Genomic DNA, 25,022 nt, shown 5'->3' with positions numbered 1-25,022 from the left:
GCGCCCCAGTGTAGGTACGCCTACTTGAAGAAGGCGATCCCGTCGTCCGGAAGGTCCTTCAGGTCGGCGACCCACTCCTTGGGGTCCACCACCTTCTTCAGGTGCGCCGACATGTACGCGCGCAGCGGCACCGCGGGCGTGGCCTTCTCGCCCACCCACATCAGGTCGCCGTTGACGTACCCGTACAGCCGCTTGCCGCCGCTGTACTCCGGGGCTACCGGCAGCCGCGCCACCGCGTCCGTGACCAGGTCGATCTGCGGCTTGCCCTCGGCCAGCTCACCGGTCCAGATCTCCACCACGCCCTCGTCGCGGGTGGTGGTCACGTCCACCTTGCGCTCGGCGTCGATCCGCCAGTAGCCCGTCTCGGACTCCAGCGGCCTGACCTTGCGGCCCTCCTCGTCCAGCACCCAGGTGTGCGAGGTGTACTCCAGGAACGGCCGGCCGTCGTGGGTGAAGGCGACCTCCTGCCCGAAGTTGCACTTCTCGGCGCCGGGGAAGTCGTGCACGCCCGCACCGGTCCAGCGGCCCAGCAGGAAGGCCAGCGGGACCAGGGTCGGGTGCAGGTCGGAGGGGATCTCGATCATGTCAGCGCTGGCCCTGGTACAGCTTCTTCACCGAGTAGATCGCGAAGGCGGCGACGCCCACGCAGACCAGGACGAGCAGAGCGTCGAAGTAGTACTGGATTTCCACGGACAGGCTCCTCGGCGGCAGACAGTACGGGCCGGCACGCGGCTGCGGCACGGCCCGTACGCAAGTCTAGTGCGCGCCCTTCCCCCGCCCGCGCCCAGGCCACGCCCGGTGCGGCCTCAGCCCAGCAGCTGGGCCTGGAGCCGGACCGTCTGCCGGAAGGGCACCTCCGGCAGCGCGCCCTTGCGGGTCTGCACCACCAGCGCGTACGTGTCGCCCGCGCCGAGGATCGCCGAACGGGTCGACACTCCCCCGTGCGCGCCCGCCTTGGCCTGGGCGTACACCGTCTCGGCGCTCGGGATCGACTTCGACTGCACCGTGCCGTCGTCCACGGCGTCGCGGGCGCCCCGGACCGGGACCCCGGCCAACTGGGCGTAGTGGGAGTTGCGGTGGCCCGCGGTGAGGAACTGCACGAGGTAGATCTCGGTCCTGGTGCCGTCGGGCATGGTCCAGGCGCGGGCGGCGATGTGCCGCAGCGCGTCGTCCCGCAGTTCCAGGCGCGTGTCCCGCGCGGTGTCCGGGAACTCGAAGTCGTACCGCTTCAGGTAGTCCGCGGACGGCAGCCACCCCTTCGTCCCGGGGAAGGAGCGGTCCGCCACGGCCTGCTCGGGCAGCGGCAGCAGCAGCGACCGCAGGTCGGCGTAGTGCACGCCGGCGGGGTTGGCCGACGCGTCCAGCGGCCGGGGCCGGCCCGCGGGCAGCTTCGGCAGGGCGACCGGCGGATAGGTCCACCGGCCATCGCCAGGTGTTTTGAGCCCGGGGATCTTCGTCCGCTCCGGCTGCGCCACCGCGTACGTCGCCGCGCCGCCGAACGCCGCGAAGACCAGGACGGCGGCGGTCCAGCGCACCGCGGCCCGCAGCCTGCGCCGCGGCGGGCAGGCCGGGCCCTCCGCGGGAGCGGCGGCCTCGGCGGCGGGGTCGGGTGCAGGGTCGGGTTCGGGGGCCGGGTCGTGCGTCACGCCGGGCGCCGCCTCCTCGGTGGTCTCGGGTACGGCGGTCTCGGGTCCGGCGGTGTCGGGAACGGCGGTCACGGGTACGGCGGTCACGGCGGGCCCCGTGGTCTCAGGTGTCGTCTCGGTCATCAGATCGTCGTCCCCGGGTCCTTGATCCGGTCGAGCTGGCGGCGCAGCAGGTCGGCCGCCGCGGACTTCGCCAGCGGCCGCGTGCCGTCGGCCGACATCGTCACCATCAGGTCGCCTTCGGTGGCCTGGCAGGTCATGCCGTCGAGCTTCTCGTCCTTGTCGATGGGCGGCAGGACGCAGGTGGCCTTCGGGTAGCCCTTCACCTTCGGGCCGGTCCGGAAGACGCCCAGGGCCTTGGTGAAGGCGGTGAAGTACTCCGTCTGGGCCTTCGCCGCCTCCTTGTTCTTCATCTGCACGATCCGGATCTGGACCTCCAGGTCGCCACCGTCCTCGAGGTAGGTCCGCATCCCGGCGGACTCGATGTGGAGGGCGTCGACGGCTTCGTCCAGTTCCTTGCGCTCCTTCGCGGACAGGTCCTGGGAGTCGCCCCTGACCAGTTGCTGCGCCTGCTCGGCGCCGAGCGCGACATCGTTGCCGTACCCCTCGACGTCGGGGCCGGGCCGGTAGCCGGTGGGGACCGGGAGAAGAAGCAGGCGCGGGCTGCCGTAGTGGCTGCCGCCGGACCTCGCGCCGAACGCCTTGGTGGCGGTGGGCGCCGGCGAGGACCACGGGGTGGCGGCGGGCTTCGCGGCCACGGTGCCCTGCCCGCCGTGCAGCACCGCGTACCCGAGGCCGCCGCAGGCCGCGACCGCGACGAGTGCGGCAGCGACTGCCAGCGCGGGGACCCGCCGGGACCGCACGGGGGCGGGCTCGGACGCCGGCTCGGCAGCGGGCGCGGCGGCCGCCTCGGACGCAGGCCCGGCGTCCGGCTCGGCCGACTCAGGGGAAGGAGAAGGGTTCTCGTCGCTCACAACCGCTCCAACTGCTTCTCGAGGAAGGACCGGACGGTCCCGTACTTCACCGGGTGGACCGCGTCGACGAAGACCTCGACGTAGACATTGCCCTTCCGCGCGATGCCGCGCCCGCCGTACGACGGCAGGTAACCGGAGTCCTGACGGGCCTTGCCCGAGCCCCAGACCGTGCCGCTCAGGACGTCCGTGAGGTCGTGCGCGGTACCGGCCCCGGGCATCGAGTCGTCGATCTCCTGCTGTGCGTCGAAGAACTGCTGGGCGTCGGCGGCGGTCTGGTCGCGGAACTGGACGAGGCGCACCTCGTAGTACGTGTCGTGCTTGTCGGTCCAGTCCGCCACGGCGGCGCGCTGGAAGCCGTCGAGGGCGAGCTGGGGGAAGATGACGTCCGGCCCGCGGAAGTCCTCGGCGTAGTCCGCCAGAGGCAACCAGTCCCGCTCCTGCTCCTCGGCGCCCTTCGGGGTGGGCACGAGGAGCTTGCGCAGGTCGCCCTGGTAGAGCAGGCCGCCGTCCTGAGCGGCCGTCAGCTTCGGCGCCGCCGGGCCGGCCCCCTTCGGCTGGGCCAGGACCGGGCCGCTGAGCGGTGGCAGCGGCGTCGGCGGGCGCTCCTGCTGGATGCGGTAGCCGAGGCCGCCGCCCGCGAGCACGCCCAGCACGGCGGCGGCCGCGATCAGCAGCGTGGTCCGCCCGCGTCGGCGCGGCTTGTCCGGCGGCGGGTCCTGCGGGAGTTCGGGTACGGCTGCGGGCTCCGCGGCCGGCTCGGCCGACTGCTCGGCGACGGGCTCGGCCGCCTCCCTTGAGACGGGCTCGGTGATCTGCTCCGAAAGGGGCTCCGGAGCTGCTTGCTGAACCTGTTCGGGGACCGGGACAGGGTCCGGTTCCGGGACAGGGGTGTCATGGGACAAGGACACTCCACGAGAGGGGATGAGCGGGTCAGTGACCCGTCCGCAGCCGCTGGTGCTGCGCGTCAAGGAGGTGCTGGAGGAGCGCGCGGGAGGGTGTCCGCCCGCCGGTCACGGAGATCGTGATGTGCACGTCGCCCTGGTAGGAGGTGGCGAGCAGGGTGTTGGCGGACTCGGCCGAGCCGGACGACAGGTCGTACCCGCGCGCCGGGTAACCGCCTTGCAGCGGAAGGGTGGCGGCCTGGTAGCCGGACGCCGCGTAGTACGCCGCTGCCTGGTCGCTGCCGCGGAGCCGGACCAGTTCGACGGTCACCTCGGTGACGCCGTCGGCGGTCAGGTACGTACGGGTCGCGGCGGCGCGGAAGCCGTACGTGGACAGGGCACGCGCGGCCTTGTCCTGGTCGGCGGCGGCCGCGGCGACGTCGGCCGCGGTGTCCGCGCTGCCCGCCGGGTCGCCGTAGACGTCGGCGCCGTCGGGCGGCGGGATCAGGAAGTAGCGCAGGTCACCGCTGTGCACGCCGTTGGACACCGCTCCGGTGGGCGCTGTGCCCGCGGCGGCGGAGGCCGTGGGCGCCGCCGATGGGGAAGCCGACGCCGAATCCGAAGAATCCGCGGCGGAAGCCGTACTCGTGGCCGTCGTCGTCGCCTTCGGCAGCACGGCGGCGTCCGAGCCGCCCGGCGACGAGCCGAACGCGAACACCGCGCCGGCCGTCACGGCCGCCAGCGCGACCACTCCGGTCACGGCGGCGGCGAGCCCGCCCCGACGGCCCGCGCCGTCCCTGAATCCCACCCTCAAGCCCCCCCGGGCACATATGCGTCCGCGCTAAAGCAGATCCGCGCGGACCTGCTTTATATCACCGCTTAGGGTGCTCGTATGACGAATAAAGTCGTGATCAAGGTGACGGCCGGTGCGGACGCGCCCGAGCGGTGCTCGCAGGCGTTCACCGTGGCCGCGGTCGCGGTGGCCAGCGGGGTGGACGTGTCGCTCTGGCTGACCGGCGAGTCCGCGTGGTTCGCCCTGCCGGGCCGGGCCGCGGAGTTCGAACTCCCGCACTCCGCGCCGCTGCCCGACCTGCTCGACGCGCTGCTGGCCGGCGGCCAGGTCACGCTGTGCACGCAGTGCGCGGCCCGCCGCGACATCACCGAGCGCGACGTCATCGACGGTGTACGGATCGCCGGTGCGCAGGTCTTCGTCAGCGAGATCACCAAGGACGGCGTCCAGGCGCTCGTCTACTGATCCGGTGCTCCGGCGCCGCTGCCGGGCGGCGTTGTCAGACCCCCGGGCTACGGTGCGGGCATGACGGAATTCGTGCTCGTGCCGGGCGCCTGGCTCGGTTCTTCGGTGTGGGACAAGGTCGCGGAGCGGCTGCGGGCGGCGGGCTGCGGCGCCCATCCGGTGACGCTCTCCGGGGTCGCCGAGCGCCGCGGTGAGGGGCCCGCCGGAGCGCAGGCCCACGTCCGTGACGTCGTCGACGCGGTCGAGAAGGCCGGGCTGCGGGACGTGGTGCTGGTCGGGCACAGCTACTCGGGCATCCCGGTCGGCCAGGCGGCGGGCCTGATCGGGGACCGCCTGGCGCGGGTGGTCTACGTGGACGCGAGTGTGCCGGTGGACGGCGGGTCGTTCGTGACGAGCTTCCCCGGTGCCGGCGAGGTGGCGGAGGCCGTCGCGGCGAACGCCGGGTGGTGGGCGCCGCCGGGCCCCGAGGAGTTCGACGGCCAGGGGCTCGATCCCGAGCAGATCGCCCGGCTGCTGGCGGGCGCCACGCCCCACCCGGGCGCGAGCCTCACCGAACCGGCGGCCCTGGCCCGCCCGCTCGAGAGCATGCCGACGACCTATGTGAAGTGCCTGCTGGACTGGCCGGAGCCGACCGGCGCCGCCGCGGAACTGCTCGCCGCGGACTGCTGGGAGCTGGTCGAGATGGACACCGGGCACTGGCCGATGTTCTCCCGGCCGGACGAGCTGGCGCGGGTGCTGCTCACCGCGGCCGGCCACACGGGCTGAGCGGCGGCCCGCCGACACGCCGGACGGGGGGTGCGGCGGGCCCCAGCAGCCCCGGGGCCAGGTCCGGAAGGCGGTCCGCGGACCGGTCCAGACGGGTGCCATTCGGGGGTCCCGGTCGTACCGTTGAAGTGTGTACGCGCGACGTCGTCACTGGTACTTCGCCATGATGGGCACTTGCGTGGTGCTCTTCGTCCTGGCGTGGTCGGTCGTGCGCCTGTGGTCGGTACAGGCGGCGATCGGAATGTGCCTGTTCGCGATGTTCATCCCGCCGGTCGCGGCGATCGTCGCGAACCGGAAGGGCCCGGAGGACCGGTGGTGGGACGAGAAGGACGGCCCCGGTCCGAAGAAGGCGGAACGCAAGGCCGAGGAGGCCGCCCCGGAGCCGGAACGGCGCAAGCGCGGAAGTTGCGGCGACCCGCAGTCGGACGCCTGGTGGGCGGAGTTGGACGAGCCCAACCGCAGGCACCGCCGCGACTGAACCCTCCTCGGCGCCCACCGTGCCACGGCCGCACCCCGACATATGGACGGCACTGGGGCATACGGACGGGCCGCACCCCCTTGCGCGGGGTGCGGCCCGTCCGGCTCTCGGTGAGACCGGGCCGTGCGCGGCGCCGGACTCAGACGGCGATGGCGACCTCTGCCGCGGCGCCCTGCTGGGCCACCACCGTGCGGTCGACCGTGGCGCCCGGCACGAGAGCGCGCAGGGTCCAGGTGCCGGGGGCGGCGAAGAAGCGGAACTGCCCGGTGGCCGAGGTCGGCACCTCCGCAGTGAACTCGCCGCCGCCGTCCAGCAGCCGGACGTAACCGCTGACCGGCTCGCCGTCGCGGGTGACGGACCCCTGGATGATCGTCTCGTTCGCCACGTCAACTCCTGCCAGGTCCGGGCCGCCGGCCTTCGCTCCACACATAAGGTTCAGTCCTCGCCTTGTCGGGTCGGGTCAGTTCGAGCCGAGCTCGATCGGCACCCCGACCAGGGAGCCGTACTCGGTCCAGGAGCCGTCGTAGTTCTTCACGTTGTCCACGCCGAGGAGCTCGTGCAGCACGAACCAGGTGAGCGCGGAGCGCTCGCCGATCCGGCAGTAGGCGATGGTGTCCTTGGCGAGGTCGACCTGCTCGTCGGCGTAGAGCTCCTTCAGCTCGTCGTCCGACTTGAAGGTGCCGTCGTCGTTGGCGTTCTTCGACCACGGGATGTTGCGGGCGCTCGGCACGTGGCCGGGGCGCTGCGACTGCTCCTGCGGCAGGTGCGCGGGGGCGAGCAGCTTGCCGGAGAACTCGTCGGGCGAGCGCACGTCGACCAGGTTCTGAGCGCCGATCGCGGCCACCACGTCGTCGCGGAAGGCGCGGATCGAGGTGTCCTGGGCCTTGGCCTTGTACTCGGTGGCAGCGCGGGTGGGGACCTCGCTGACCAGCTCGCGGGCGTCCAGCTCCCACTTCTTGCGGCCGCCGTCGAGCAGCTTGACCGCGTCGTGGCCGTAGAGCTTGAAGTACCAGTAGGCGTAGGACGCGAACCAGTTGTTGTTGCCGCCGTAGAGCACCACGGTGTCGTCGTTGGCGATGCCCTTGGCCGACAGCAGCGCCTCGAAGCCGGCCTGGTCGACGAAGTCGCGGCGGACCGGGTCCTGGAGGTCGGTCTTCCAGTCGATGCGGACCGCGTTCTTGATGTGGTTCTTCTCGTAGGCGGACGTGTCCTCGTCCACCTCGACGATGACCACCTTGGGGTCGTCGATGTGGGCCTCGACCCAGTCGGCGTCCACCAGGACGTCACTGCGGCTCATGCTGATCTCCTCCGGGGCAGTACGGAATGTGCGGTGGCGCGGTCGGGTGCGTCGCGGCGCGCGGGCACGCCGGGGTGCCTTGCGGCAGGTGGGGAGGGCGGGCGGGCCGCTCGCACCGGGCCTGAACGGCCGCGGCGGCGCGGCGGGAGGGCGCCCTCAGGAAAGTCGACAGAGCATGGCGGCAACGCGGCACAGGTCCACTGCCCGCCGCTTCGTGAGGTCCGCCTGTCGCTTCATGAGTCCCGATCGTAGGGAAATGAACCGTGAAGTGTCACCGGTGTATCGAATGGCGAGACGAGATGGTCCGCATGGCGATACGCTTACCGGCCGCCACCCGCACGTTACCCCTCCCGTGGCCCTCCCAAACGGCCGCCGGCCGACCGCGGTGGACCCGGCGCCGGAAGCAGTGGACGCCGATGTCTCAGCCCGCGAGAACGACGCCCTTCCCGCCGAACGTGACGGTGATGCCGTCCGGCCCGGTGCGGACCGTGCTCAGCCCCAGCCCCGTCGGCAGGTGGGTCAGCTCCGGGGTGAAGTCGATCTGGTCGCGCAGCTTCTCCTCCAGGCCGAGCGCGGTGAACGCCTTGGGCAGCCCCTCGGCGTGCAGCCGGATCGTGTTGGGGGCGGCGCCGGAGGACGCGCTCACCACGCTGACCTTGCTGAGCACGCTGAGGTGGGTGCCGAGGTAGGAGCCGGTGATCCGGACGGTGTCCGTGGCGCCGCCACCCGGGTAGGAGACGGTGATCCCGGCGGGCGCGGCCTTCGTCAGCTCGGCGTAGTCGATCCGCGCGGTGCCGGTGGCCCGGTCCGCGGTGGCCCGGCTGTAGCCGTTGGAGAGCTTCACGTCGTACAGGTCGGCGTGGAAGTCCTCGACCTGGACGCTCCGGCCGCCGCTGGTCGCCGCGACGCCGTCGGCGCTGACCGTCACGTGGTCCAGATTGCGGGAGAGGGCCTGGGTGAGGAACGGGAAGCCCTTGATCCCCACCTTCGGCTTCTCGGTCAGGCCCTCGGAGGACTGGGCCTGCTGGGCGGCCTTGTTCTGGGCCACGTACACGGCAACCCGGTCCAGCCCGACGAAGACCACGCCCAGGACCAGGACGACGATCAGGGTTATTCGCGCCGCGCGCATGGGTTCTCCCCGGCTGTTGACCGTTCTACCGTTCGACTCGCTCGCAACGCCTGACGGGCGGCGGGGCCCGAACGGTTCCCGCCGGGCAGGTCATTTATCTCACCGGAACGATCAGGACAGGGCGGCACCCAGCACGTAGACCACCGGGGCGGCCGCGGTCAGCGGCAGCGCGACGCCCGCGGTGAAGTGCACGAACCGGGACGGCCAGTCGTAGCTGGCCACCCGCAGGCCGATCAGCGCGCAGGCGCCGGCGGCGGCGCCGAGCAGCACCGCGTGGCCGCTGCCGAAGCCCGTGGCCGGCCCGGTGAGCGCGCCGGTGGCGGCGGCCACCACGAGCGCGGCGGCCAGCGACACCGGCTCGCCGCCCGGCAGCCGCAGCGCGCGCACCAACGTGGCGGCGGCCACCGCGACGGTGCCGGCCACGACCGGGTCGGTGCCCGCGTGCGAGGTGGCGGTCAGCAGGTAGCCGCCCGCGACCACGGTGAGCAGGGTGGACGCGGAGGTCGCGGTGAGCGACGCGAGGCGTTCGTCGGCCGAGCCGTGGTGGCGCAGTTGGAGGACCAGGACGAACAGCAGCCACACCCCGAGGGTGCCCAGCAGCGCGACCGGGCCGTGGCCGCCGCTGACCGCGAGCACCGCGATGTCCACGGTGACACCGGACAGGAACGCCAGCACGATGCCCTGCCGGGCCGGCCACATGCCGTTGAGCCGGAACCAGCCCGCCGCGGTCACCGCCTGGAGCAGCACCAGCAGCACCGCGAGGGCGGGCTTGCCGACGGCCGCCCCGCCCGCGAGCAGCAGGCCGAGGGCGGCGGTCAGCCCGGCGGGCTGGATGCCGGGCGGGATGATCGGCGAGCCGGTCCGGTGCGCCGGCGCGGCCGGTTCGGCCTCGACGACGGGCAGCGCGGCGGTGCGCTCCAGTTCGGGTTCCGCGTCGGCGTCAGGGCCGGCAACGGGGCCAGGGCCGGGGCCGGCCGGCGCGGCGGCGTACCCGGCCTGCGGGGCGCCCGCCTGCTGGTATCCGGCCTGCTGGTATCCAGCCGCCGCGTATCCGGCGTCCTGCGCGTACCCGGCGGGCACGTCCGGCGCGTGGCGCGGGGCCGGCGCGGGCTTGCGCCCGCCCGCCGGGCCGTAGTCGGCGTCCTGGCCGGGCGCGTATCCGGGGGCGCCGTCGGGCGTGGTGCCCCAGGCGGGCGCGGCTGCGGGGGCGGCCGCCCAGGGGTCGGCGGCGGGTTGCCCGGAATGCACCTGGCCGCTGATGACCTGCCCCTCCCACACCCCGCCGGGTTCGGCCGCCCCGGGTTGCGCGCCCGGCGGCGGCTGCGCGGCCATGGGCTCGGGTACGTAGGCCCCGCCCGGACCTGCGGCCGGACCCGCGCCCGCGCCGTAGGGGGCGCCGCCGTACGGCAGCCCGCCCTGGCCGTAGCCGCTGCCGGTCGGCGCGTATCCGCCGGGGACGTGCCCGCCGGCACCGTAGGCGCCCTGCCCGTATCCCGGCTGCTCGTACCCGGACGACTCGTACCCGGTCTGCTCGTATCCCGGCTGCCCGTACCCGGACTGCCCGTGCCCCGGCTGCTCGTAGCCGCCCTGGCCGCCGTACCCGGCCTGCGGGTACGCCTCCTGGGCGGGGCCGCCGCCGGACCAGCCGCCGGGGGCCGGGGGCGGGGCGCCGTACGGCTGCCCGCCCTGGCCGTAGCCGCTGCCGGGCGCGCCGTCGGCCGGGGCGGGCGGGAAGCCGGGCTCGCCGGGCGCGGCAGGGGCGCCGTAGGGCTGGTCGGAACTGTGGAAGTCGCTCATCTCATCCTCCCGCGAACGGCGGAAGGACCTCCACCGTGCCGCCGTCTGGCAGGGGGACCGAGGCGTGGTCGCGGGTGCCCACGGGCGCGCCGTCGACCAGGAAGGAGCAGCGCAGCAGGACCCGGGCGAACTCCGGGTCGGCGGCGTGGCGGGCGCGGGCCGCGGCCAGCGCGTCGGCGAGGGTCGCCGCGCGGTACGGCTCCTCCGCCGTGCCCGCGGCGGACTTCGCCGCCGCCCAGTAGCGGATAGTGCCCGCCGCGGGCGCCGCCGTGTCAGGTCCTGCCATCGCTCCGTCCTCGGGTCAGTGCGTGGTGCGCCTCCATCATGGCGGGTCGGCGTCAGCTCGCGGGAAAGCGGGCGGTCAGCCAGTCGCCGATCCGGTCCAGCAGTTCCGGCGCCGCCGCGTTCTCCGCGTGGCCGAAGCCGGGCTCGATCCACAGCTCCGCGCCGCCGGGCCCGGCCGCCTCGGCGAGCGAGCGGGGGTGGTCGAGCGGGAAGTACGCGTCCCGGTCGCCGTGCACCACCAGCAGCGGCACCGGCGGGATCAGCGGCACCGCCTGCACCGGGGACAGCGGCACCGGGTCCCAGTCGCGGGTGTGGATGCGGGTGCGCAGCCCGTACCGGGAGACCAGCCGCCCCACCGGGCGGGTCACCGCCCAGTGCACCCGCCGCATCGGCGGGGTGCCGCGGTAGTACCAGCGGGCCGGCGAGCTGACCGACACCACCGCGTCCACGCCGAAGAGCGCGGCGTGCCGCAGCACGATCGAACCGCCCATGGAGAACCCGACGGTGGCCACGTCCGGGTAGCCCAGCCGCCGCGCCCAGGCCACCGCCGCCTCCAGGTCGAGCACCTCCCGGTCGCCGACCGTGGAGCGGCCGCCGGAGCCGCCGTGGCCGCGGAAGGAGAGGCTGACCACCCCGCCGTACGACGCGAGCCGCCGTGCCGCGCGGCGCAGCGCGGGCCGGTCCAGGGCGCCGGTGAAGCCGTGCGCGACCACGATCGCGAGGCGGCCGGAACCCGCCGGTGCGGGCAGGTGCTCGGCCTCGATCGGTACGCCGTCCGACGTCAACAGCACCTCCCGGTGGCCACCCGAAGTGATCACCGGAACACACGAAAGGCTGTCACCGCTCTCGGCAGGGCTGTCCATGTGGGCTATTCTTCCCTGGAAGAGGACCTGGGCAATGTCGCCCCCGGGTCCTTTCGTGCTTTCCGGCACTCGATGGCGCCTCGCGGGAAACGAGGAGGGTTCGGTTTTGAGACAGGTCACGGGACGTGTCCCGGCACCGCCCGCCCCACCCGCGGCCGCGCAGCGGGGCCGGACGACGACCTACGGGAGCGCCCGGTGAGTTCTCTCCTGCTTCTGACCAACGCCCTTCAACCCTCGACCGAAGTGCTGCCCGCACTCGGCCTGCTGCTGCACAGCGTGCGCGTGGCGCCCGCCGAGGGCCCGGCTCTGGTCGACACCCCCGGTGCCGACGTGATCCTGATCGACGGCCGGCGGGACCTCCCGCAGGTCCGCAGCCTGTGCCAGCTGCTGCGCTCCACCGGCCCGGGCTGTCCGCTGGTGCTGGTGGTCACCGAGGGCGGCCTCGCCGCCGTCACCGCCGACTGGGGCATCGACGACGTGCTGCTCGACACCGCCGGCCCTGCGGAGGTCGAGGCGCGGCTGCGGCTGGCGATGGGCCGCCAGCAGATCGGCAGCGACGACAGCCCGATGGAGATCCGCAACGGCGACCTGTCGGTCGACGAGGCGACGTACAGCGCGAAGCTCAAGGGCCGGGTGCTCGACCTGACCTTCAAGGAGTTCGAGCTGCTGAAGTACCTGGCGCAGCACCCGGGCCGGGTCTTCACCCGCGCCCAGCTCCTCCAGGAGGTGTGGGGCTACGACTACTTCGGCGGGACCCGCACGGTGGACGTGCACGTGCGGCGGCTGCGGGCCAAACTCGGCGTGGAGCACGAGTCGTTGATCGGCACCGTGCGCAATGTCGGCTACCGCTTCGTCACGCCGGAGAAGCCCGAGAAGGGCGAGAAGGGCGACCGGGCGGAGACGGCGGACCGGGCGGACGAGCGGGCCGAGCCGCCCGCCGCCGACCACCGGGTGGACAGCCGCAGTTCGGCTGAGCACACCGTCTGAGACTTTTATATGACGCCACCTTGGACACGCGTAGACTGCGCGACGTGCCCAAGGTGACGCGTGACGATGTGGCCAGGCTGGCAGGGACCTCGACCGCGGTCGTCAGCTACGTCATCAACAACGGACCCCGGCCGGTGGCCCCGGCCACCCGCGAGCGGGTGCTCGCTGCCATCAAACAGCTCGGCTACCGGCCGGACCGGGTCGCGCAGGCGATGGCCAGCCGCCGTACCGACCTGATCGGCCTGATCGTCCCGGACGCGCGCCAGCCGTTCTTCGCGGAGATGGCGCACGCGGTGGAACAGGCCGCGTCCGAGCGCGGCAAGATGGTGCTGGTCGGCAACTCCGACTACCTCGACGAGCGCGAGGTGCACTACCTGCGGGCGTTCCTCGGCATGCGGGTGTCGGGGCTGATCCTGATCAGCCAGGGCCCCAGCGAGAACGCCGCCATAGAGATCGACGCGTGGGACGCCCGGGTGGTGCTGCTGCACGAGCGGCCCGAGGCGATCGACGACATCGCGGTGGTCACCGACGACATCGGGGGCGCCCAGCTGGCCACCCGGCACCTGCTGGAGCACGGCCACGACTACGTCGCCTGCCTGGGCGGCACCGAGGTCACCCCGGAGGTCGGCGACCCGGTCACCGACCACGTGGTGGGCTGGCGGCGGGCCATGGCCGAGGCCGGCAAGAGCACCGAGGGCCGCCTGTTCCAGGCGCCCTACAACCGCTACGACGCCTACCGGGTCGCGCTCGACCTGCTCGCCGGCCCGGACCGGCCGCCGGCGATCTTCTGCGCGACCGACGACCAGGCGATCGGTGTGCTGCGGGCGGCCCGCGAACTGCGCATCGAGGTGCCCGGGGAGCTGGCGGTGGCCGGCTTCGACGACGTCAAGGAAGCCGCGCTCGCCGACCCGCCGCTGACCACGGTCGCCTCCGACCGGCAGGCGATGGCCCGCGCCGCGGTGGACGCGGTGCTCGACGACGCGCTGCGGGTGCCCGGCTCGCGCCGCGAGCGGGTCCGGCAGTTCCCGTCCCGGCTGGTCGTGCGGGGTTCGTGCGGCTGCGCCTGAGGGCGGCGCGGGCACCGGCCAACAGCCTCTGCCGCGGCCGGAGTCGGGTTCGTACGGCGGGCCCGGTGAGGGCCGGATAAAGGCCGCGCCACCGGGGCGGCGATCTTCCTTACATCGGGCATACCTACTTCTGCCGGGCTTCTCAGCGTGCACTCAGCAAGCTCTCATGAAGCGGGCTCAGAGTCATAGACATGACCAGCGAGAGCCGCAACGGCGGCGAACCCCAGTACCCGCACGACGCGCAGCTTCCGCTCCAGTCCGACCCGCAGGCGCCGTACAGCGAGCCGCCGACCCACACGGCCCCGCCGGCGCAGCAGCAGTCGTACGCCGGGAGCGGTTACCAGGACCCGTACGCCGGTGGTCAGGACCCGTACACCACCGGGGACGCCGGGCACACCGTGATCCAGGGCTCGGTCGTGCCCGCCTCGGCGCCGGAGACCGCGACCGGCGGCGCCGGCCACTACGGCGGCATCGGGGGCTACCCCCCGCCGCCCGCCTACCAGGCCGGCTACGCGGCCGTGGGTGCCTCGCCGGTGCCGCGCCGGCGCCGCCGGATGAGCCGGCCCTTCGCGCTCGCCGCGGCGGTGGCGCTGGCCGCGGGCGTCGTCGGCGGCGGCGCCGGCGCGCTGATCGGCCACGCCACCGACCACTCGGGCAACAGCGTGGTCTCCGCCGCCGCGGTCAACGCCGCGGCCGTGGACGGCACCGTGTCCGGGGTCTACAAGGCGGTCAACCCCAGCGTCGTGGAGATCACCGCGACCCTCAGCGACGGCACCTCGACCGGCGCGGGCGTCATCATCACCTCCAACGGCCAGATCGTCACCAACAACCACGTGATCTCCGGCGCCCAGAGCATCTCGATCACCTACAGCAACGGCAAGACCGCCTCCGCCTCGGTCGTCGGCGCCGACGCGAAGAAGGACCTCGCGCTGATCAAGGTGAACGGCGCCAGCGGGCTGCCCGCGGCGATCCTCGGCGACTCCTCTGCGGTCGCGGTCGGCGACCAGGTGGTGGCGATCGGCTCGCCCGAGGGCCTGAGCGACACCGTGACCAGCGGCATCGTCTCCGCGCTCAACCGCGAGGTGACCGTGCCGGTGGAGGAGAGCCAGGGCCAGAGCAGCCAGGGCCAGCAGGGCTACGGCGGCGGCAGTAGCGGCGGGGGCAGCGACCAGTGGCCGTTCTCCTTCGGCGGCAACCAGTACAACGGCAGCACCGGCAGCTCCACCACCACCTACAAGGCGCTCCAGACCGACGCCTCGCTCAACCCGGGCAACTCCGGGGGCGCGCTGATCAACATGAGCGGGCAGATCGTCGGGATCAACTCGGCGATGTACTCCAGCTCCTCCGACAGCAGTTCGTCCTCCTCGAGCGCCGGCAGCGTGGGCCTGGGCTTCGCCATCCCGATCAACACCGTCAAGGCCGACCTGTCCTACCTGCGCAGCGGCGGGGACAGCAGCTGAGCCGGGACGCGCCCCGGGCCGCCGGCCGTCCCCCGGCGGCCCGGGGCGCGGACCTTCCGGGAAAGCGCGGCGGACGTGCGAGGCTGGGGACATCACCGACGGGTCATGAGGTAGGGAACGGATGAGCAACGGGGACAGCGCCGAAGCGCCCGCACGGGTGCTGATCGTGGACGACGAGCCGGCCGTACGGGAGGCGCTGCGCCGCAGCCTGGCCTTCGAGGGGTACGACACCGCGCTCGCCGCCGACGGCCTCGCCGCGCTGGAGCAGGCGGACAGCTACCGCCCGGACGCGATCGTGCTGGACGTGCTGATGCCGCGGATGGACGGCCTGACCACCGCCCGGCGGCTGCGGTCCACCGGTGTGACCACGCCGATCCTGATGCTCACCGCGCGCGACACCGTCGGCGACCGGGTCACCGGTCTGGACGCGGGCGCCGACGACTACCTGGTCAAGCCGTTCGAACTGGACGAGCTGCTGGCCCGGCTGCGCGCCCTGCTACGGCGCAGCTCGTACGCCGGTGCGCAGGGCCCGGCCGACGACTCGGCCTCCCACGCGCTCGCCTTCGCCGACCTGCGGATGGACACCGCCACCCGCGAGGTCACCCGGGCCGGGCAGCCGGTGGAGCTGACCCGCACCGAGTACACGCTGCTGGAGCTGTTCCTCACCCACCCGCGCCAGGTCCTCACCCGGGAGCAGATCCTCAAGTCGGTGTGGGGCTTCGACTTCGAGCCGTCCTCCAACTCGCTCGACGTGTACGTGATGTACCTGCGGCGCAAGACCGAGGCCGGCGGCATGCCGCGGCTGGTGCACACCGTGCGGGGCGTCGGCTACGTGCTGCGCGCCCCCGACGGCGGGCACGCGTGAACCGCCTCCCCCTGCGCTCCCGGCTCACCATCCTGACGGCGGCCGCGGTCCTCGTCGCGGTGGCGCTGGCCGCGCTGGCCTGCTGGCTGATCACGCGCAACGAACTCAGCTCCCAGCTGGACAAGTCCCTCAGCCAGGGGCTGGAGGACGCCAAGCAGCAGCTCCAGCGGGCCAGCCGGCTCGGATCGTTCACCTGCCAGTCGCAGGCGCCGGACAACGGGCAGTACAACATCAACCCGTCGAGCGTGTCCGCCCAGATCGTGCTGCCCGACGGCAAGACCTGCCTGATCTCCGGCAGCAAGACGTTCACCACCACCCAGGCCGACCGCTCGGTGGCGATCACCGGCCCGCAGCAGGTCTCGGTGACGCACACCGTGCACAGCCACGGCACCGCGCTGCGGGTCTACACGGTGAGCACCAACGCCGAACTGACCGTGCAGGGCCCGCCGCAGCCGATCGCGCTGTCCGTGGCGCGCCCGCTCAGTGTCGTCAGCGACCCGCTCACCACGCTGGCGTGGGTGCTGCTCGCCGTCACCGGGATCGGCGCGGTCGGCGCGGCCAGCGCCGGGCTGCTGATCGCGCAGACCGGGCTGCGGCCGGTGGACGACCTCACCCAGACCGTGGAGCACATCGCGCGCACCGAGGACCTGAACGTCCGCATCCCGGTCGACGGGCAGGACGAGATCGCCCGGCTGTCCGCGTCGTTCAACGCGATGACGGCCGCGCTGGCCTCCTCCCGGGACCGGCAGCAGCAGCTGATCGCGGACGCCGGGCACGAGCTGCGGACCCCGCTGACCAGCCTGCGCACCAACATCGAGCTGCTGGAGCGGAGCGAGGCGACCGGGCGGGCGCTGCCGCCGGAGGACCGCCGGGCGCTGCTGGCGTCGGTGAAGGCGCAGATGACGGAGCTGGCCTCGCTCATCGGCGACCTCCAGGAGCTGTCCCGGCCGGACAGCGGGCCGACGCTGAAGGTGGTCGCGCTGCACGAGGTGACGCAGACCGCGCTGGCCCGGGCGCGGCTGCGCGGCCCCGACCTGAAGATCACCGCCGACGTGGCGCCCTGGTACGTCCGCTCGGAGGCGGCGGCGCTGGAGCGGGCGATCGTGAACCTGATGGACAACGCGGTGAAGTTCTCCCCGCCCGGCGGCGAGATCGACGTGCAGTTGCGGGACGGGCTGCTGACGGTGCGGGACCACGGCCCCGGCATCCCGGCGGAGGAGCTGCCGCACGTGTTCGAGCGGTTCTGGCGGTCGCCGTCGGCGCGGTCGCTGCCGGGCAGCGGGCTGGGCCTGTCGATCGTGGCGCGCACCGCGCAGCAGGCCGGCGGCGAGGTGTCGCTGTCCCCGGCGACGGGCGGCGGCACCCTGGCGGCGCTGCGGCTGCCGGGCGCGCCGACCGAACCGCCGGAGCTGCCGCCGGGCGCGACGCAGGCGGAGGCGTAGGCCGGGCGCGGGCGGGCGCGGGGCTCGCTCGTCTCACATAACGAAACACTCTGTCTCATTCCTCGGCCGAGACGACATAGTTGGGTGCACCACCTACCAAGGAGGTGCACCCATGCGCCGCTGGCTGATGCTGGCCCTGGGAACCGCGGCCCAGACGGCCGCCTGCGCGTTCGTGTACGGCATCCCGTACCTCGCCGACATGCTGCGCAAGCAGGAGCACCTCTCGCTCACCGAGGTCGGGCTGCTCGTCGCGGCGCCCACCACCGGGCTCGTCCTGGCCCTGTACCTGTGGGGCGCGGCGGCCGACCGCTGGGGCGAGCGGGTGGTGATCGCCTGCGGCCTGGGCCTGGCGGCGGGCAGCCTGGCACTGGCCGCGTGGGTCGCCCACGGCATGCTCGCGCTCGGGCTGCTGCTGGTGCTGGCCGGCGCCGCGGGCGCCTCCGTGTACTCCGCCAGCGGCCGGCTGGTGATGGGCTGGTTCGCCGCGCGGGAGCGCGGCCTGGCCATGGGCATCCGGCAGACGTCCACGCCGCTGGGCATGGGCGTGGCCGCGCTGGCGATGCCGCCGCTGTCCGACGCGCACGGCCTGCCCGGCGCCATCGGGTTCCTCGCCCTCGCCTGCGGGGCGATCGCCGTCCTGATCGCGCTGTTCGCCGCGGACCCCGCGCGCACCGCGAAGGAGGCGGCCGGCCCCGCGCCGAACCCGTACCGCGGCTCGAACGTGCTGTGGCGTATCCACGGCTCGGCCGCGCTGCTGGTGATCCCGCAGTTCACCGCCGGGGCGTTCGCGCTGGTCCTGCTCGTCGACGTACGCGGCTGGTCGTCGGTGCACGCCGGGCAGCTCATCGCCGCCGCCCAGGGGCTGGGCGCGCTCGCCCGTATCCTGGTCGGCCGCTGGTCCGACGCGGTCGGCGAGCGGCTGCGCCCGATGCGGCAGCTCGCCGTCCTCACCGCCGCGGTGATCGGGGCCACCGCGCTGACCACGGCCTTCCCGTCGCCGCTGACCCCGGCGCTGCTGGTGGTCGCGATCGGCATCTCGGCCAGCACCAACGGCCTGTCCTTCACCTCCACCGCCGAGCGGGCCGGACCGGCCTGGTCCGGCCGGGCGCTGGGCGTGCACAACACCGGGCAGAACCTGACCGCCGCCGTGGTGCCCCCGGCGATGGCCGCGCTGATCTCGGCGACCGCCTACTGGCCGGGCTTCGTGCTGGCCGCCGCGACCGCCTGCGCCTCGGCGGCGATCATCCCGGTACGGCGGCAAGTGGCGCCCGAGGACGGGACGGAGCGGAGCCGTACGATCACGGCATGACCGACCGCCGTATCGAGACCTTCACCGACCTGCCCGCCGACGCCGCCCGAGCCGTCTTCGACCTGATCGCGGCGGCCGCCGCGGAGGACGGCCAGCCGGCCGTCTCCGAGCAGGGCCGGCTGCACCTGCGCAACGCCGGCCGGCCCGGCGTGCGGCACCTGCTGCTGTGGACGCCGGGCCCGGACGGCGGCGGGGCGGAGGAGCTGACCGGGTACGGGCAGATCGACGGCACCGACCCGGTGGAGGCGCCTGCCGCGGAGTTCCTGGTGCATCCCCGGCGCCGCTCGCGGGGCCACGGCCAGGCGCTGGCCGCGGAACTGCTGGCCGCCACCGGCCGGCGGCTGCGGGTGTGGGCGCACGGCGGCCACCCGGCCGCCCGGCACCTGGCCCGGCAGCTGGGCCTGCGGCTCTTCCGCGAGCTGCGGCAGATGCGCCGCCCGCTCGACCCGGAGCTGACCGGGCTGCCCGAGCCGCGGCTGCCGGAGGGGGTCGAGGTGCGCACCTTCGTGCCCGGCCAGGACGAGGCGGCCTGGCTCGCGGTCAATGCGGCGGCCTTCGCCCACCACCCCGAGCAGGGCGGGATCACCCGGGCCGACCTGGACGACCGGATCGCCGAGCCCTGGTTCGACCCGGCCGGCTTCTTCCTCGCCTTCCGCGGCCCTGCCCCGGTCGGCTTCCACTGGACCAAGGTGCACCGGCCGGAGGGGCTCGGCGAGGTCTACGTGGTCGGGGTCGCCCCGGACGAGCAGGGCAGCGGCCTCGGCCGGGCGCTCACCGCGATCGGGCTGCGGCACCTGGCGCGCGAGCGCGGGCTGGGCACCGCGATGCTCTACGTCGACGCCGACAACGCCCCCGCCGTCGCCGTCTACGAGCGCCTCGGCTTCACCACCCACGAAACCGACCTGATGTACCGCACCGAGGAATGACCCGGAAAGCGGCGGGCCGTCCGGGGGGCCGGGGCACCCTCGCTGGAAGCACCCCGCTTGCCTGACGGCAACGCTCTCTTTACCGGTCATTCAACCGCGCTTGCGAACATCGCCGGGTGCAGCACGCTGCCCCGACCCCCACTCCCCCGCCCGACCTGCCGGAACCCGCAGGTACACGGGACAATGGAGCGACGGCCGTCGGCCGCCGCACGGGGGCCGCCGATGTGGCGGATGTGCCGGAACCGGAGGAGGGCGCGCAACCCATGGCCCAGACAAATCACCCGAATGTACCCGCGCAGGCCGCACAGCCCGCGCCGAGCGGCACCGGGCACACCGCGAACGGCACCGATTTCAGCACCCCCGACGGCACCTTCCGCCCGCGCGTCGTCCCCGACCTCGACCCCGAGCCGCCCAGCCTCGCCGCGGCCGGCGAGGAGTTCGGCGAGGAGCTGCCGCAGGGCCGCTTCCTGGACCGCGAGCGCAGCTGGCTGGCGTTCAACGAACGGGTCCTCGAACTCGCCGAGGACCCGACCACCCCGCTGCTGGAGCGGGCGAACTTCCTGGCGATATTCGCCAGCAACCTCGACGAGTTCTTCATGGTCCGCGTGGCCGGCCTCAAGCGCCGCATGGCCACCGGGGTCGCCACCCGCTCCGCGTCGGGCCTCCAGCCGCGCGACGTGCTGGACCTGATCCTGACCCGCTCGCGCGAGCTCATGGCCCGGCACGCCGCCTGCTTCCAGAACGACGTCGGCCCGCAGCTCGCCGACGAGGGCATCCACGTCATCCGCTGGGGCGACCTCACCGGCCAGGAGCAGGCCCGGCTGGCCACGCTCTTCCGCAAGCAGATCTTCCCGGTGCTGACCCCGCTGGCGGTCGACCCGGCGCACCCCTTCCCGTACATCTCCGGCCTGTCGCTGAACCTCGCGGTGGTGGTGCGCAACCCGGTCTCCGGGCACGAGCACTTCGCCCGGGTGAAGGTGCCGCCGATCCTGTCCCGGCTGCTGGAGGCGAGCCCGCAGCGGTACGTCCCGCTGGAGGACGTGATCGCCGCCCACCTCGACGAGCTGTTCCCGGGCATGGAGGTGCTGGACCACCACATGTTCCGGGTCACCCGTAACGAGGACCTGGAGGTCGAGGAGGACGACGCGGAGAACCTCCTCCAGGCGCTGGAGAAGGAGCTGATGCGGCGCCGCTTCGGGCCCCCGGTCCGGCTGGAGGTCGAGGAGTCGATCGCCCCGCGTGTGCTCGACCTGCTCGTGCACGAGCTGAAGATGAAGCACACCGAGGTCTACCCGCTGCCCGGCCCGCTCGACCTGACCGGCCTGTTCGCGATCGCCGCGCTGGACCGCGAGGAGCTGAAGTTCCCGCCGTACGTCGCCGGCACCCACCGCGACCTCGCGGAGGTCGAGTCGGCCACGCCGCCGGACATCTTCGCCGCGATGCGCGAGCGGGACATCCTGCTGCACCACCCGTACGACTCGTTCTCCACCTCGGTGCAGTCCTTCCTCGACCAGGCCGCCGCCGACCCCGACGTGCTGGCCATCAAGCAGACCCTCTACCGCACCTCCGGCGACTCGCCGATCGTGGACGCGCTGATCGACGCGGCCGAGGCCGGCAAGCAGGTGCTGGTGCTGGTCGAGATCAAGGCGCGCTTCGACGAGCAGGCCAACATCAAGTGGGCCCGCAAGCTGGAGGAGGCCGGCTGCCACGTCGTCTACGGCCTGGTCGGCCTCAAGACGCACTGCAAGCTGTCTCTGGTGGTCCGCCAGGAAGGCGACACCCTGCGCCGCTACAGCCACGTCGGCACCGGCAACTACCACCCGAAGACCGCGCGGCTCTACGAGGACCTGGGCCTGCTCACCGCCGACCCCAAGGTCGGCGCCGACCTGTCCCACCTGTTCAACCGGCTGTCGGGGTACTCGCGCCGCGAGACGTACAACCGGCTGCTGGTCGCCCCGCGCAGCCTGCGCGACGGCCTGATCCAGCGCATCCTCGCCGAGATCGGCCACCACCGCGCCGGGCGCCCGGCCTCCGTGCGGATCAAGGTCAACTCGATCGTCGACGAAGTGGTGGTCGACGCGCTCTACCGCGCCTCCCAGGCCGGTGTGCCGGTCGACATCTGGGTCCGGGGCATCTGCGCGGTCAGACCGGGAGTGCCGGGCCTGTCGGAGAACATCCGGGTGCGCAGCGTGCTGGGCCGGTTCCTGGAGCACTCCCGGGTCTTCGTCTTCGGCAACGGCGGCGAGCCGGAGGTGTGGATCGGCAGCGCCGACATGATGCACCGCAACCTCGACCGCCGGATCGAGGCGCTGGTCCGGGTCACCGACCCGGTCCACCGCGCCACCCTCGACGGACTGCTGGAGACCGGGATGTCGGACGCGACCTCGTCCTGGCACCTGGCGGCCGACGGCGACTGGACCCGGCACAGCACCGACTCCGAGGGCCGTCCGCTGCGCAACGTCCAGGAAATGCTCATCGACGCCCGGAGGCGCCGGCGTGGCCCGTCAGCAGCAACATAGCAACCTGCTCGCACAGCAGATCCCCGGTCGACCGGGCGACGGCACGGACACGGGGAGCGGCACGGTGGGCGTCAGCACGGGGCTCGACGACGGGAACGCGGGCGAGGCCCTGTCGTCCTACCTGCGCACGCAGGCGACCGCGTTCCTGCGCGGGCTCGGCCTGCGCGGCGACGACGAGGACACCGCGGACGCGCTGCTGCGCGGCAGTGCCCGGCGGATCGCCGGTGTGCTGCACACCTACGGCGTGCTGACCGACCCCGCGTGGGCCGAGCCGATGCGCACCGAGCTGGGCTGGCTCGGCGCCACCCTCGGCCGCGAGCCGCAGTACGCGGTGCGGCTGGGCCGGCTGCTGGACGCGCTGCGCCGGCTGTCGGTGCTCGCCCCGGCCGAGGAGGCGCTGACCGCCGCGGCGGCGCCGCTCCCCCAGGGCGCGGACGGCGGCGCCGGTGCGGAGCCGGCCGGCGGCGCGCGCCGGTCCGCCGGCGCGGCGGTCGCCGCGCGCGGCACCGTGCCGGCCCAGTCCTCCGGGCCGCTGGCGGTCGGGGCGGCGCGGGCCGCCGCGCTGCTGGAGCGGCAGCTCACCCTGGCCCGTACCCGGGCGCACTCGGCGACCTTGCAGGCGATGGGCTCGGCGCGCTTCCACGCGCTGGCCGACTCCATCGCGCTGCTCGCCTCCGAGGTGCCGCTGACCGCGCGGGCCGCCGAGCCCGCCGACCAGGTGCTGCCGCCGCTGGCCGGGCAGGCGCACACCCGGCTCGCCGACGCGGCCGGCACGCTGCCGCTGCGCCGGGCCGGGCACCCGTACAACGCCGAGGCGGTGCAGGCCGCGCTCGGCGCCGACCTCACCGCCGACCTCCAGGACGCGCCCTGGCACCAGGTGCGCATACTGCTGCGGCTGAGCCGGTACGCCGCCGAGGTGCCCGGGGCCGGCGGCCACGGCGACCCGCGGCTGGCCGAGGCCGCGCTGGTCCTCCAACGGCACCACGAGGCCGCCGAGTCGGCTGCCGCGGTCGCCGCCGCGGCCCGCACCCCCCGGATCGCCCCGGCGACCGCCTACGCGCTGGGTGTGCTCCACGCCGACCAGCGGCACGAAGTGGAGGCCGCCCGGTTCGCCTTCTCCCGGCTGTGGCAGTCGTGAGCACCACGGTGCAGGCGGCGGGCACCGTGCTGTGGCGGCACGCCGCACACGGCGCCGGGGTCGAGATCGCGCTCGTCCACCGGCCCCGGTACGACGACTGGAGCCTGCCCAAGGGCAAGCTGAAGCGCGGCGAGGACCACGCGGCCGCCGCGGTGCGCGAGACCCTCGAGGAGACCGGTGTGGCGTGCGTGCTCGGCACGCCGCTGCCCGCGTCGTACTACTGGACCGCCGGGCGCCCCAAGGAGGTCCGCTACTGGGCCGCCCAGGCGCCCTCCGCCGCCACCGCGCCGCCCTTCTCGCCCAACGACGAGGTCGACCGCATCGCCTGGCTGCCCCCCGACGCGGCCCGCCGGCGCCTCACCCACGACCGCGACCGCGCGCTGATCGCCGCCCTCCTGAACGCCCTCCAGGGCTGACCCCTCAGGCCCCCTCAGGCCCCCGTCCGCGGCCCCCGAACACCCGCCGGGCCACGCGCGTAGACCCCTGCTCCCGGGCGCCCCGCCGCGGCGCGGCCGAGGCGTGCCCAGGTCACCCGCTCCCCGTTCGCCCCACCTGGCACCTGGGGGCTCGGCCTGCTCAGGGGGCCACCACACCGACGGACGAGGTTCACCTCGCGTTCACCCTCCCCCGTCGGTCGCTTCATCTGATCTCCCTAATTTCGGCCTTACCGGTGAGCAGCACTCGCGCCGGGTGGATGCAGAAAACCAAACCCTGTGCTTCGCCGTCCACCGGCGGGCTTTTGGAAGGAACACACGAAGGTGAAGCTTCAGCGTAAGACCGGAATGCGGGCCCTGACCGTCGGCGCGGCGGCGATTACCGGCGCGCTGGTCCTGACCGCCTGCGGTTCGGACAACAACGACAGCAGCAGCTCCTCGTCGTCGAGCAGCAGCTCGTCCAGCTCGTCCGCCGCGTCGTCGATCTCCTGCGCCAAGGGCCAGATCCTGTCCTCCGGTTCCACCGCGCAGCAGAACGCGATGGAAGCCTGGGTGAAGAACTACCAGCAGGCGTGTTCCGGCGCGACGATCAACTACAAGGCGTCGTCGTCCGGTCAGGGCGTCATCGACTTCAACCAGGGCACCGACGCCTTCGCCGGTTCCGACTCCCCGCTCGCCGCCGACGAGATCACCTCGTCGAAGAAGGTGTGCACCAGCGGCGAGGGCATCGACCTCCCGATGGTCGGCGGCCCGATCGCCATCGGCTACAACCTGCCCGGTGTGAGCAACCTCGTGCTGGACGCCCCGACCCTGGCGAAGATCTTCAACAGCAAGATCACCACCTGGAACGACCCGGCGATCAAGAAGCTCAACCCGAGCGCCAACCTGCCGAGCACCAAGATCCAGAGCTTCCACCGCCAGGACGACTCCGGCACCACCGACAACCTCACCAAGTACCTCGGTGGCGCGGCCAAGGCCGACTGGCCCTACCCGCACGCCAAGGCGTGGGCGGGCAAGGGCGGCCAGGCCGTCGCCCAGTCCTCCGGTGTGGCCTCGCAGGTCAAGCAGACCGAGGGCGCGATCGGCTACTTCGAGCTGTCCTACGCGACCGCCGACCAGATCCCGACCGTCAAGATCGCCACCGGCGCCTCGCAGCCGGTCGAGGCCACCAGCGCCAACGCCTCCGCGGGCATCGCGCAGGCCAAGGTCGTCGGCACCGGCTCCGACCTGGCCCTCGACCTGAGCGCCGCGTACACCACCAAGGCGGACAACGCCTACCCGATCGTCCTGGTGACGTACGAGATCGCCTGCGACAAGGGCAACAAGTCCGACACCCTGCCGCTGACGAAGTCCTTCCTGAACTACATCGCCAGCGCCGACGGCCAGGGCCAGCTGGCGAGCGCCGGCTACGCCCCGCTGCCGGACGCGATCGCCACGAAGGTCCGCTCCGCCATCTCCGCCCTGTCCTGATCCAGGGCGGCGGGCCCCGCGGTCGGCACGACCAC

The 25,022-nt window shown here is 73.6% G+C and carries 25 protein-coding genes; 14 read left to right on the top strand and 11 right to left on the bottom strand.

Annotation, left to right across the window (positions count from 1 at the left end):
- Positions 1-20: 20 nt before the first annotated feature.
- The 5 genes from AC3EVP_RS23360 to AC3EVP_RS23340 form a co-directional block, all read right to left on the bottom strand.
- Positions 21-584: a heme-binding beta-barrel domain-containing protein gene (locus tag AC3EVP_RS23360; protein ID WP_335981247.1), complete on the bottom strand. Its 564-nt coding sequence runs from the start codon at positions 582-584 to the stop codon at positions 21-23.
- Between the two features lie 222 nt (positions 585-806).
- On the bottom strand, positions 807-1,769 hold the full coding sequence (locus tag AC3EVP_RS23355) for a hypothetical protein (protein ID WP_435132647.1): 963 nt from the start codon (positions 1,767-1,769) through the stop codon (positions 807-809).
- Complete coding sequence (locus AC3EVP_RS23350; protein WP_435132644.1) at positions 1,769-2,620, bottom strand: hypothetical protein; 852 nt, start codon at positions 2,618-2,620, stop codon at positions 1,769-1,771. Before AC3EVP_RS23350 ends, AC3EVP_RS23355 begins: the two co-directional genes overlap by 1 nt.
- Positions 2,617-3,522: a hypothetical protein gene (locus AC3EVP_RS23345; RefSeq protein WP_435132642.1), complete on the bottom strand. Its 906-nt coding sequence runs from the start codon at positions 3,520-3,522 to the stop codon at positions 2,617-2,619. Before AC3EVP_RS23345 ends, AC3EVP_RS23350 begins: the two co-directional genes overlap by 4 nt.
- Positions 3,523-3,550: 28 nt before the next feature.
- Positions 3,551-4,309, bottom strand: a complete 759-nt coding sequence (locus AC3EVP_RS23340; protein WP_435132639.1) for a hypothetical protein — start codon at positions 4,307-4,309, stop codon at positions 3,551-3,553.
- Positions 4,310-4,393: 84 nt separating this feature from the next.
- Between AC3EVP_RS23340 and AC3EVP_RS23335 the strand changes: the two genes are divergently transcribed.
- The 3 genes from AC3EVP_RS23335 (at position 4,394) to AC3EVP_RS23325 (ending at position 5,999) form a co-directional block, all read left to right on the top strand.
- On the top strand, positions 4,394-4,756 hold the full coding sequence (locus tag AC3EVP_RS23335) for a DsrE family protein (protein ID WP_335981239.1): 363 nt from the start codon (positions 4,394-4,396) through the stop codon (positions 4,754-4,756).
- Between the two features lie 60 nt (positions 4,757-4,816).
- On the top strand, positions 4,817-5,521 hold the full coding sequence (locus tag AC3EVP_RS23330) for an alpha/beta fold hydrolase (protein ID WP_435132636.1): 705 nt from the start codon (positions 4,817-4,819) through the stop codon (positions 5,519-5,521).
- A 130-nt stretch (positions 5,522-5,651) separates the two neighbouring features.
- Positions 5,652-5,999: a DUF3099 domain-containing protein gene (locus AC3EVP_RS23325; protein WP_335981236.1), complete on the top strand. Its 348-nt coding sequence runs from the start codon at positions 5,652-5,654 to the stop codon at positions 5,997-5,999.
- 139 nt (positions 6,000-6,138) lie between these two features.
- Here the strand turns inward: AC3EVP_RS23325 and AC3EVP_RS23320 are convergent, their stop codons facing one another.
- The 6 genes from AC3EVP_RS23320 to AC3EVP_RS23295 all read right to left on the bottom strand — a co-directional run bounded on the left by AC3EVP_RS23320 (position 6,139) and on the right by AC3EVP_RS23295 (position 11,370).
- Positions 6,139-6,429, bottom strand: a complete 291-nt coding sequence (locus AC3EVP_RS23320; RefSeq protein ID WP_069466740.1) for a DUF1416 domain-containing protein — start codon at positions 6,427-6,429, stop codon at positions 6,139-6,141.
- A gap of 30 nt (positions 6,430-6,459) precedes the next feature.
- Positions 6,460-7,296 (bottom strand): sulfurtransferase, encoded by an 837-nt coding sequence (locus AC3EVP_RS23315; RefSeq protein WP_335981234.1) that lies wholly within the window; start codon positions 7,294-7,296, stop codon positions 6,460-6,462.
- A gap of 421 nt (positions 7,297-7,717) precedes the next feature.
- Positions 7,718-8,425 carry an LmeA family phospholipid-binding protein gene (locus tag AC3EVP_RS23310; protein ID WP_435132632.1) on the bottom strand — a complete coding sequence of 236 codons (708 nt, stop codon included), beginning with the start codon at positions 8,423-8,425 and terminating at the stop codon, positions 7,718-7,720.
- Between the two features lie 111 nt (positions 8,426-8,536).
- Positions 8,537-10,222 carry a hypothetical protein gene (locus tag AC3EVP_RS23305; protein WP_435132630.1) on the bottom strand — a complete coding sequence of 562 codons (1,686 nt, stop codon included), beginning with the start codon at positions 10,220-10,222 and terminating at the stop codon, positions 8,537-8,539.
- Position 10,223: 1 nt separating this feature from the next.
- A complete protein-coding gene (locus tag AC3EVP_RS23300) occupies positions 10,224-10,508 on the bottom strand; it encodes a MoaD/ThiS family protein (RefSeq protein WP_335981231.1) in 285 nt (94 codons plus the stop codon).
- Positions 10,509-10,560: 52 nt separating this feature from the next.
- Complete coding sequence (locus AC3EVP_RS23295) at positions 10,561-11,370, bottom strand: alpha/beta hydrolase family protein (protein WP_335981230.1); 810 nt, start codon at positions 11,368-11,370, stop codon at positions 10,561-10,563.
- Positions 11,371-11,565: 195 nt separating this feature from the next.
- On the opposite strand from AC3EVP_RS23295, the gene AC3EVP_RS23290 reads away from it, so the two are divergent.
- The 11 genes from AC3EVP_RS23290 (at position 11,566) to pstS (ending at position 24,987) form a co-directional block, all read left to right on the top strand.
- On the top strand, positions 11,566-12,357 hold the full coding sequence (locus AC3EVP_RS23290; RefSeq protein WP_335981229.1) for a response regulator transcription factor: 792 nt from the start codon (positions 11,566-11,568) through the stop codon (positions 12,355-12,357).
- A gap of 44 nt (positions 12,358-12,401) precedes the next feature.
- Entirely contained in the window at positions 12,402-13,424 is a 1,023-nt protein-coding gene (locus tag AC3EVP_RS23285) for a LacI family DNA-binding transcriptional regulator (RefSeq protein WP_335981400.1), read from the top strand.
- A 191-nt stretch (positions 13,425-13,615) separates the two neighbouring features.
- Positions 13,616-14,884, top strand: a complete 1,269-nt coding sequence (locus AC3EVP_RS23280) for a S1C family serine protease (protein ID WP_435132626.1) — start codon at positions 13,616-13,618, stop codon at positions 14,882-14,884.
- 121 nt (positions 14,885-15,005) lie between these two features.
- Positions 15,006-15,749 (top strand): response regulator transcription factor, encoded by a 744-nt coding sequence (locus tag AC3EVP_RS23275; protein WP_435132624.1) that lies wholly within the window; start codon positions 15,006-15,008, stop codon positions 15,747-15,749.
- A complete protein-coding gene (locus tag AC3EVP_RS23270) occupies positions 15,746-17,191 on the top strand; it encodes a sensor histidine kinase (RefSeq protein WP_435132621.1) in 1,446 nt (481 codons plus the stop codon). The genes AC3EVP_RS23275 and AC3EVP_RS23270 overlap by 4 nt, the downstream gene beginning before the upstream one ends.
- A gap of 112 nt (positions 17,192-17,303) precedes the next feature.
- Positions 17,304-18,500 (top strand): MFS transporter, encoded by a 1,197-nt coding sequence (locus tag AC3EVP_RS23265; RefSeq protein WP_435132619.1) that lies wholly within the window; start codon positions 17,304-17,306, stop codon positions 18,498-18,500.
- Positions 18,497-19,426: a mycothiol synthase gene (gene mshD / locus AC3EVP_RS23260; RefSeq protein WP_435132616.1), complete on the top strand. Its 930-nt coding sequence runs from the start codon at positions 18,497-18,499 to the stop codon at positions 19,424-19,426. The genes AC3EVP_RS23265 and mshD overlap by 4 nt, the downstream gene beginning before the upstream one ends.
- 263 nt (positions 19,427-19,689) lie before the next feature.
- Positions 19,690-21,945: an RNA degradosome polyphosphate kinase gene (locus AC3EVP_RS23255; protein WP_435132614.1), complete on the top strand. Its 2,256-nt coding sequence runs from the start codon at positions 19,690-19,692 to the stop codon at positions 21,943-21,945.
- A gap of 64 nt (positions 21,946-22,009) precedes the next feature.
- Positions 22,010-23,083, top strand: coding sequence for a CHAD domain-containing protein (locus AC3EVP_RS23250; RefSeq protein ID WP_435132612.1), 1,074 nt, complete (start codon positions 22,010-22,012; stop codon positions 23,081-23,083).
- Positions 23,071-23,499, top strand: coding sequence for an NUDIX hydrolase (locus tag AC3EVP_RS23245; protein ID WP_435132609.1), 429 nt, complete (start codon positions 23,071-23,073; stop codon positions 23,497-23,499). The genes AC3EVP_RS23250 and AC3EVP_RS23245 overlap by 13 nt, the downstream gene beginning before the upstream one ends.
- A 342-nt stretch (positions 23,500-23,841) precedes the next feature.
- Positions 23,842-24,987: a phosphate ABC transporter substrate-binding protein PstS gene (pstS, locus tag AC3EVP_RS23240; RefSeq protein WP_435132606.1), complete on the top strand. Its 1,146-nt coding sequence runs from the start codon at positions 23,842-23,844 to the stop codon at positions 24,985-24,987.
- Positions 24,988-25,022: the final 35 nt, after the last annotated feature.

The sequence above is a fragment of the Actinacidiphila sp. bgisy144 genome, from assembly GCF_057708105.1.
The sequence above is the reverse complement of the archived record's forward strand: the minus strand, read 5'-3'. Positions and strand labels throughout refer to the sequence as shown.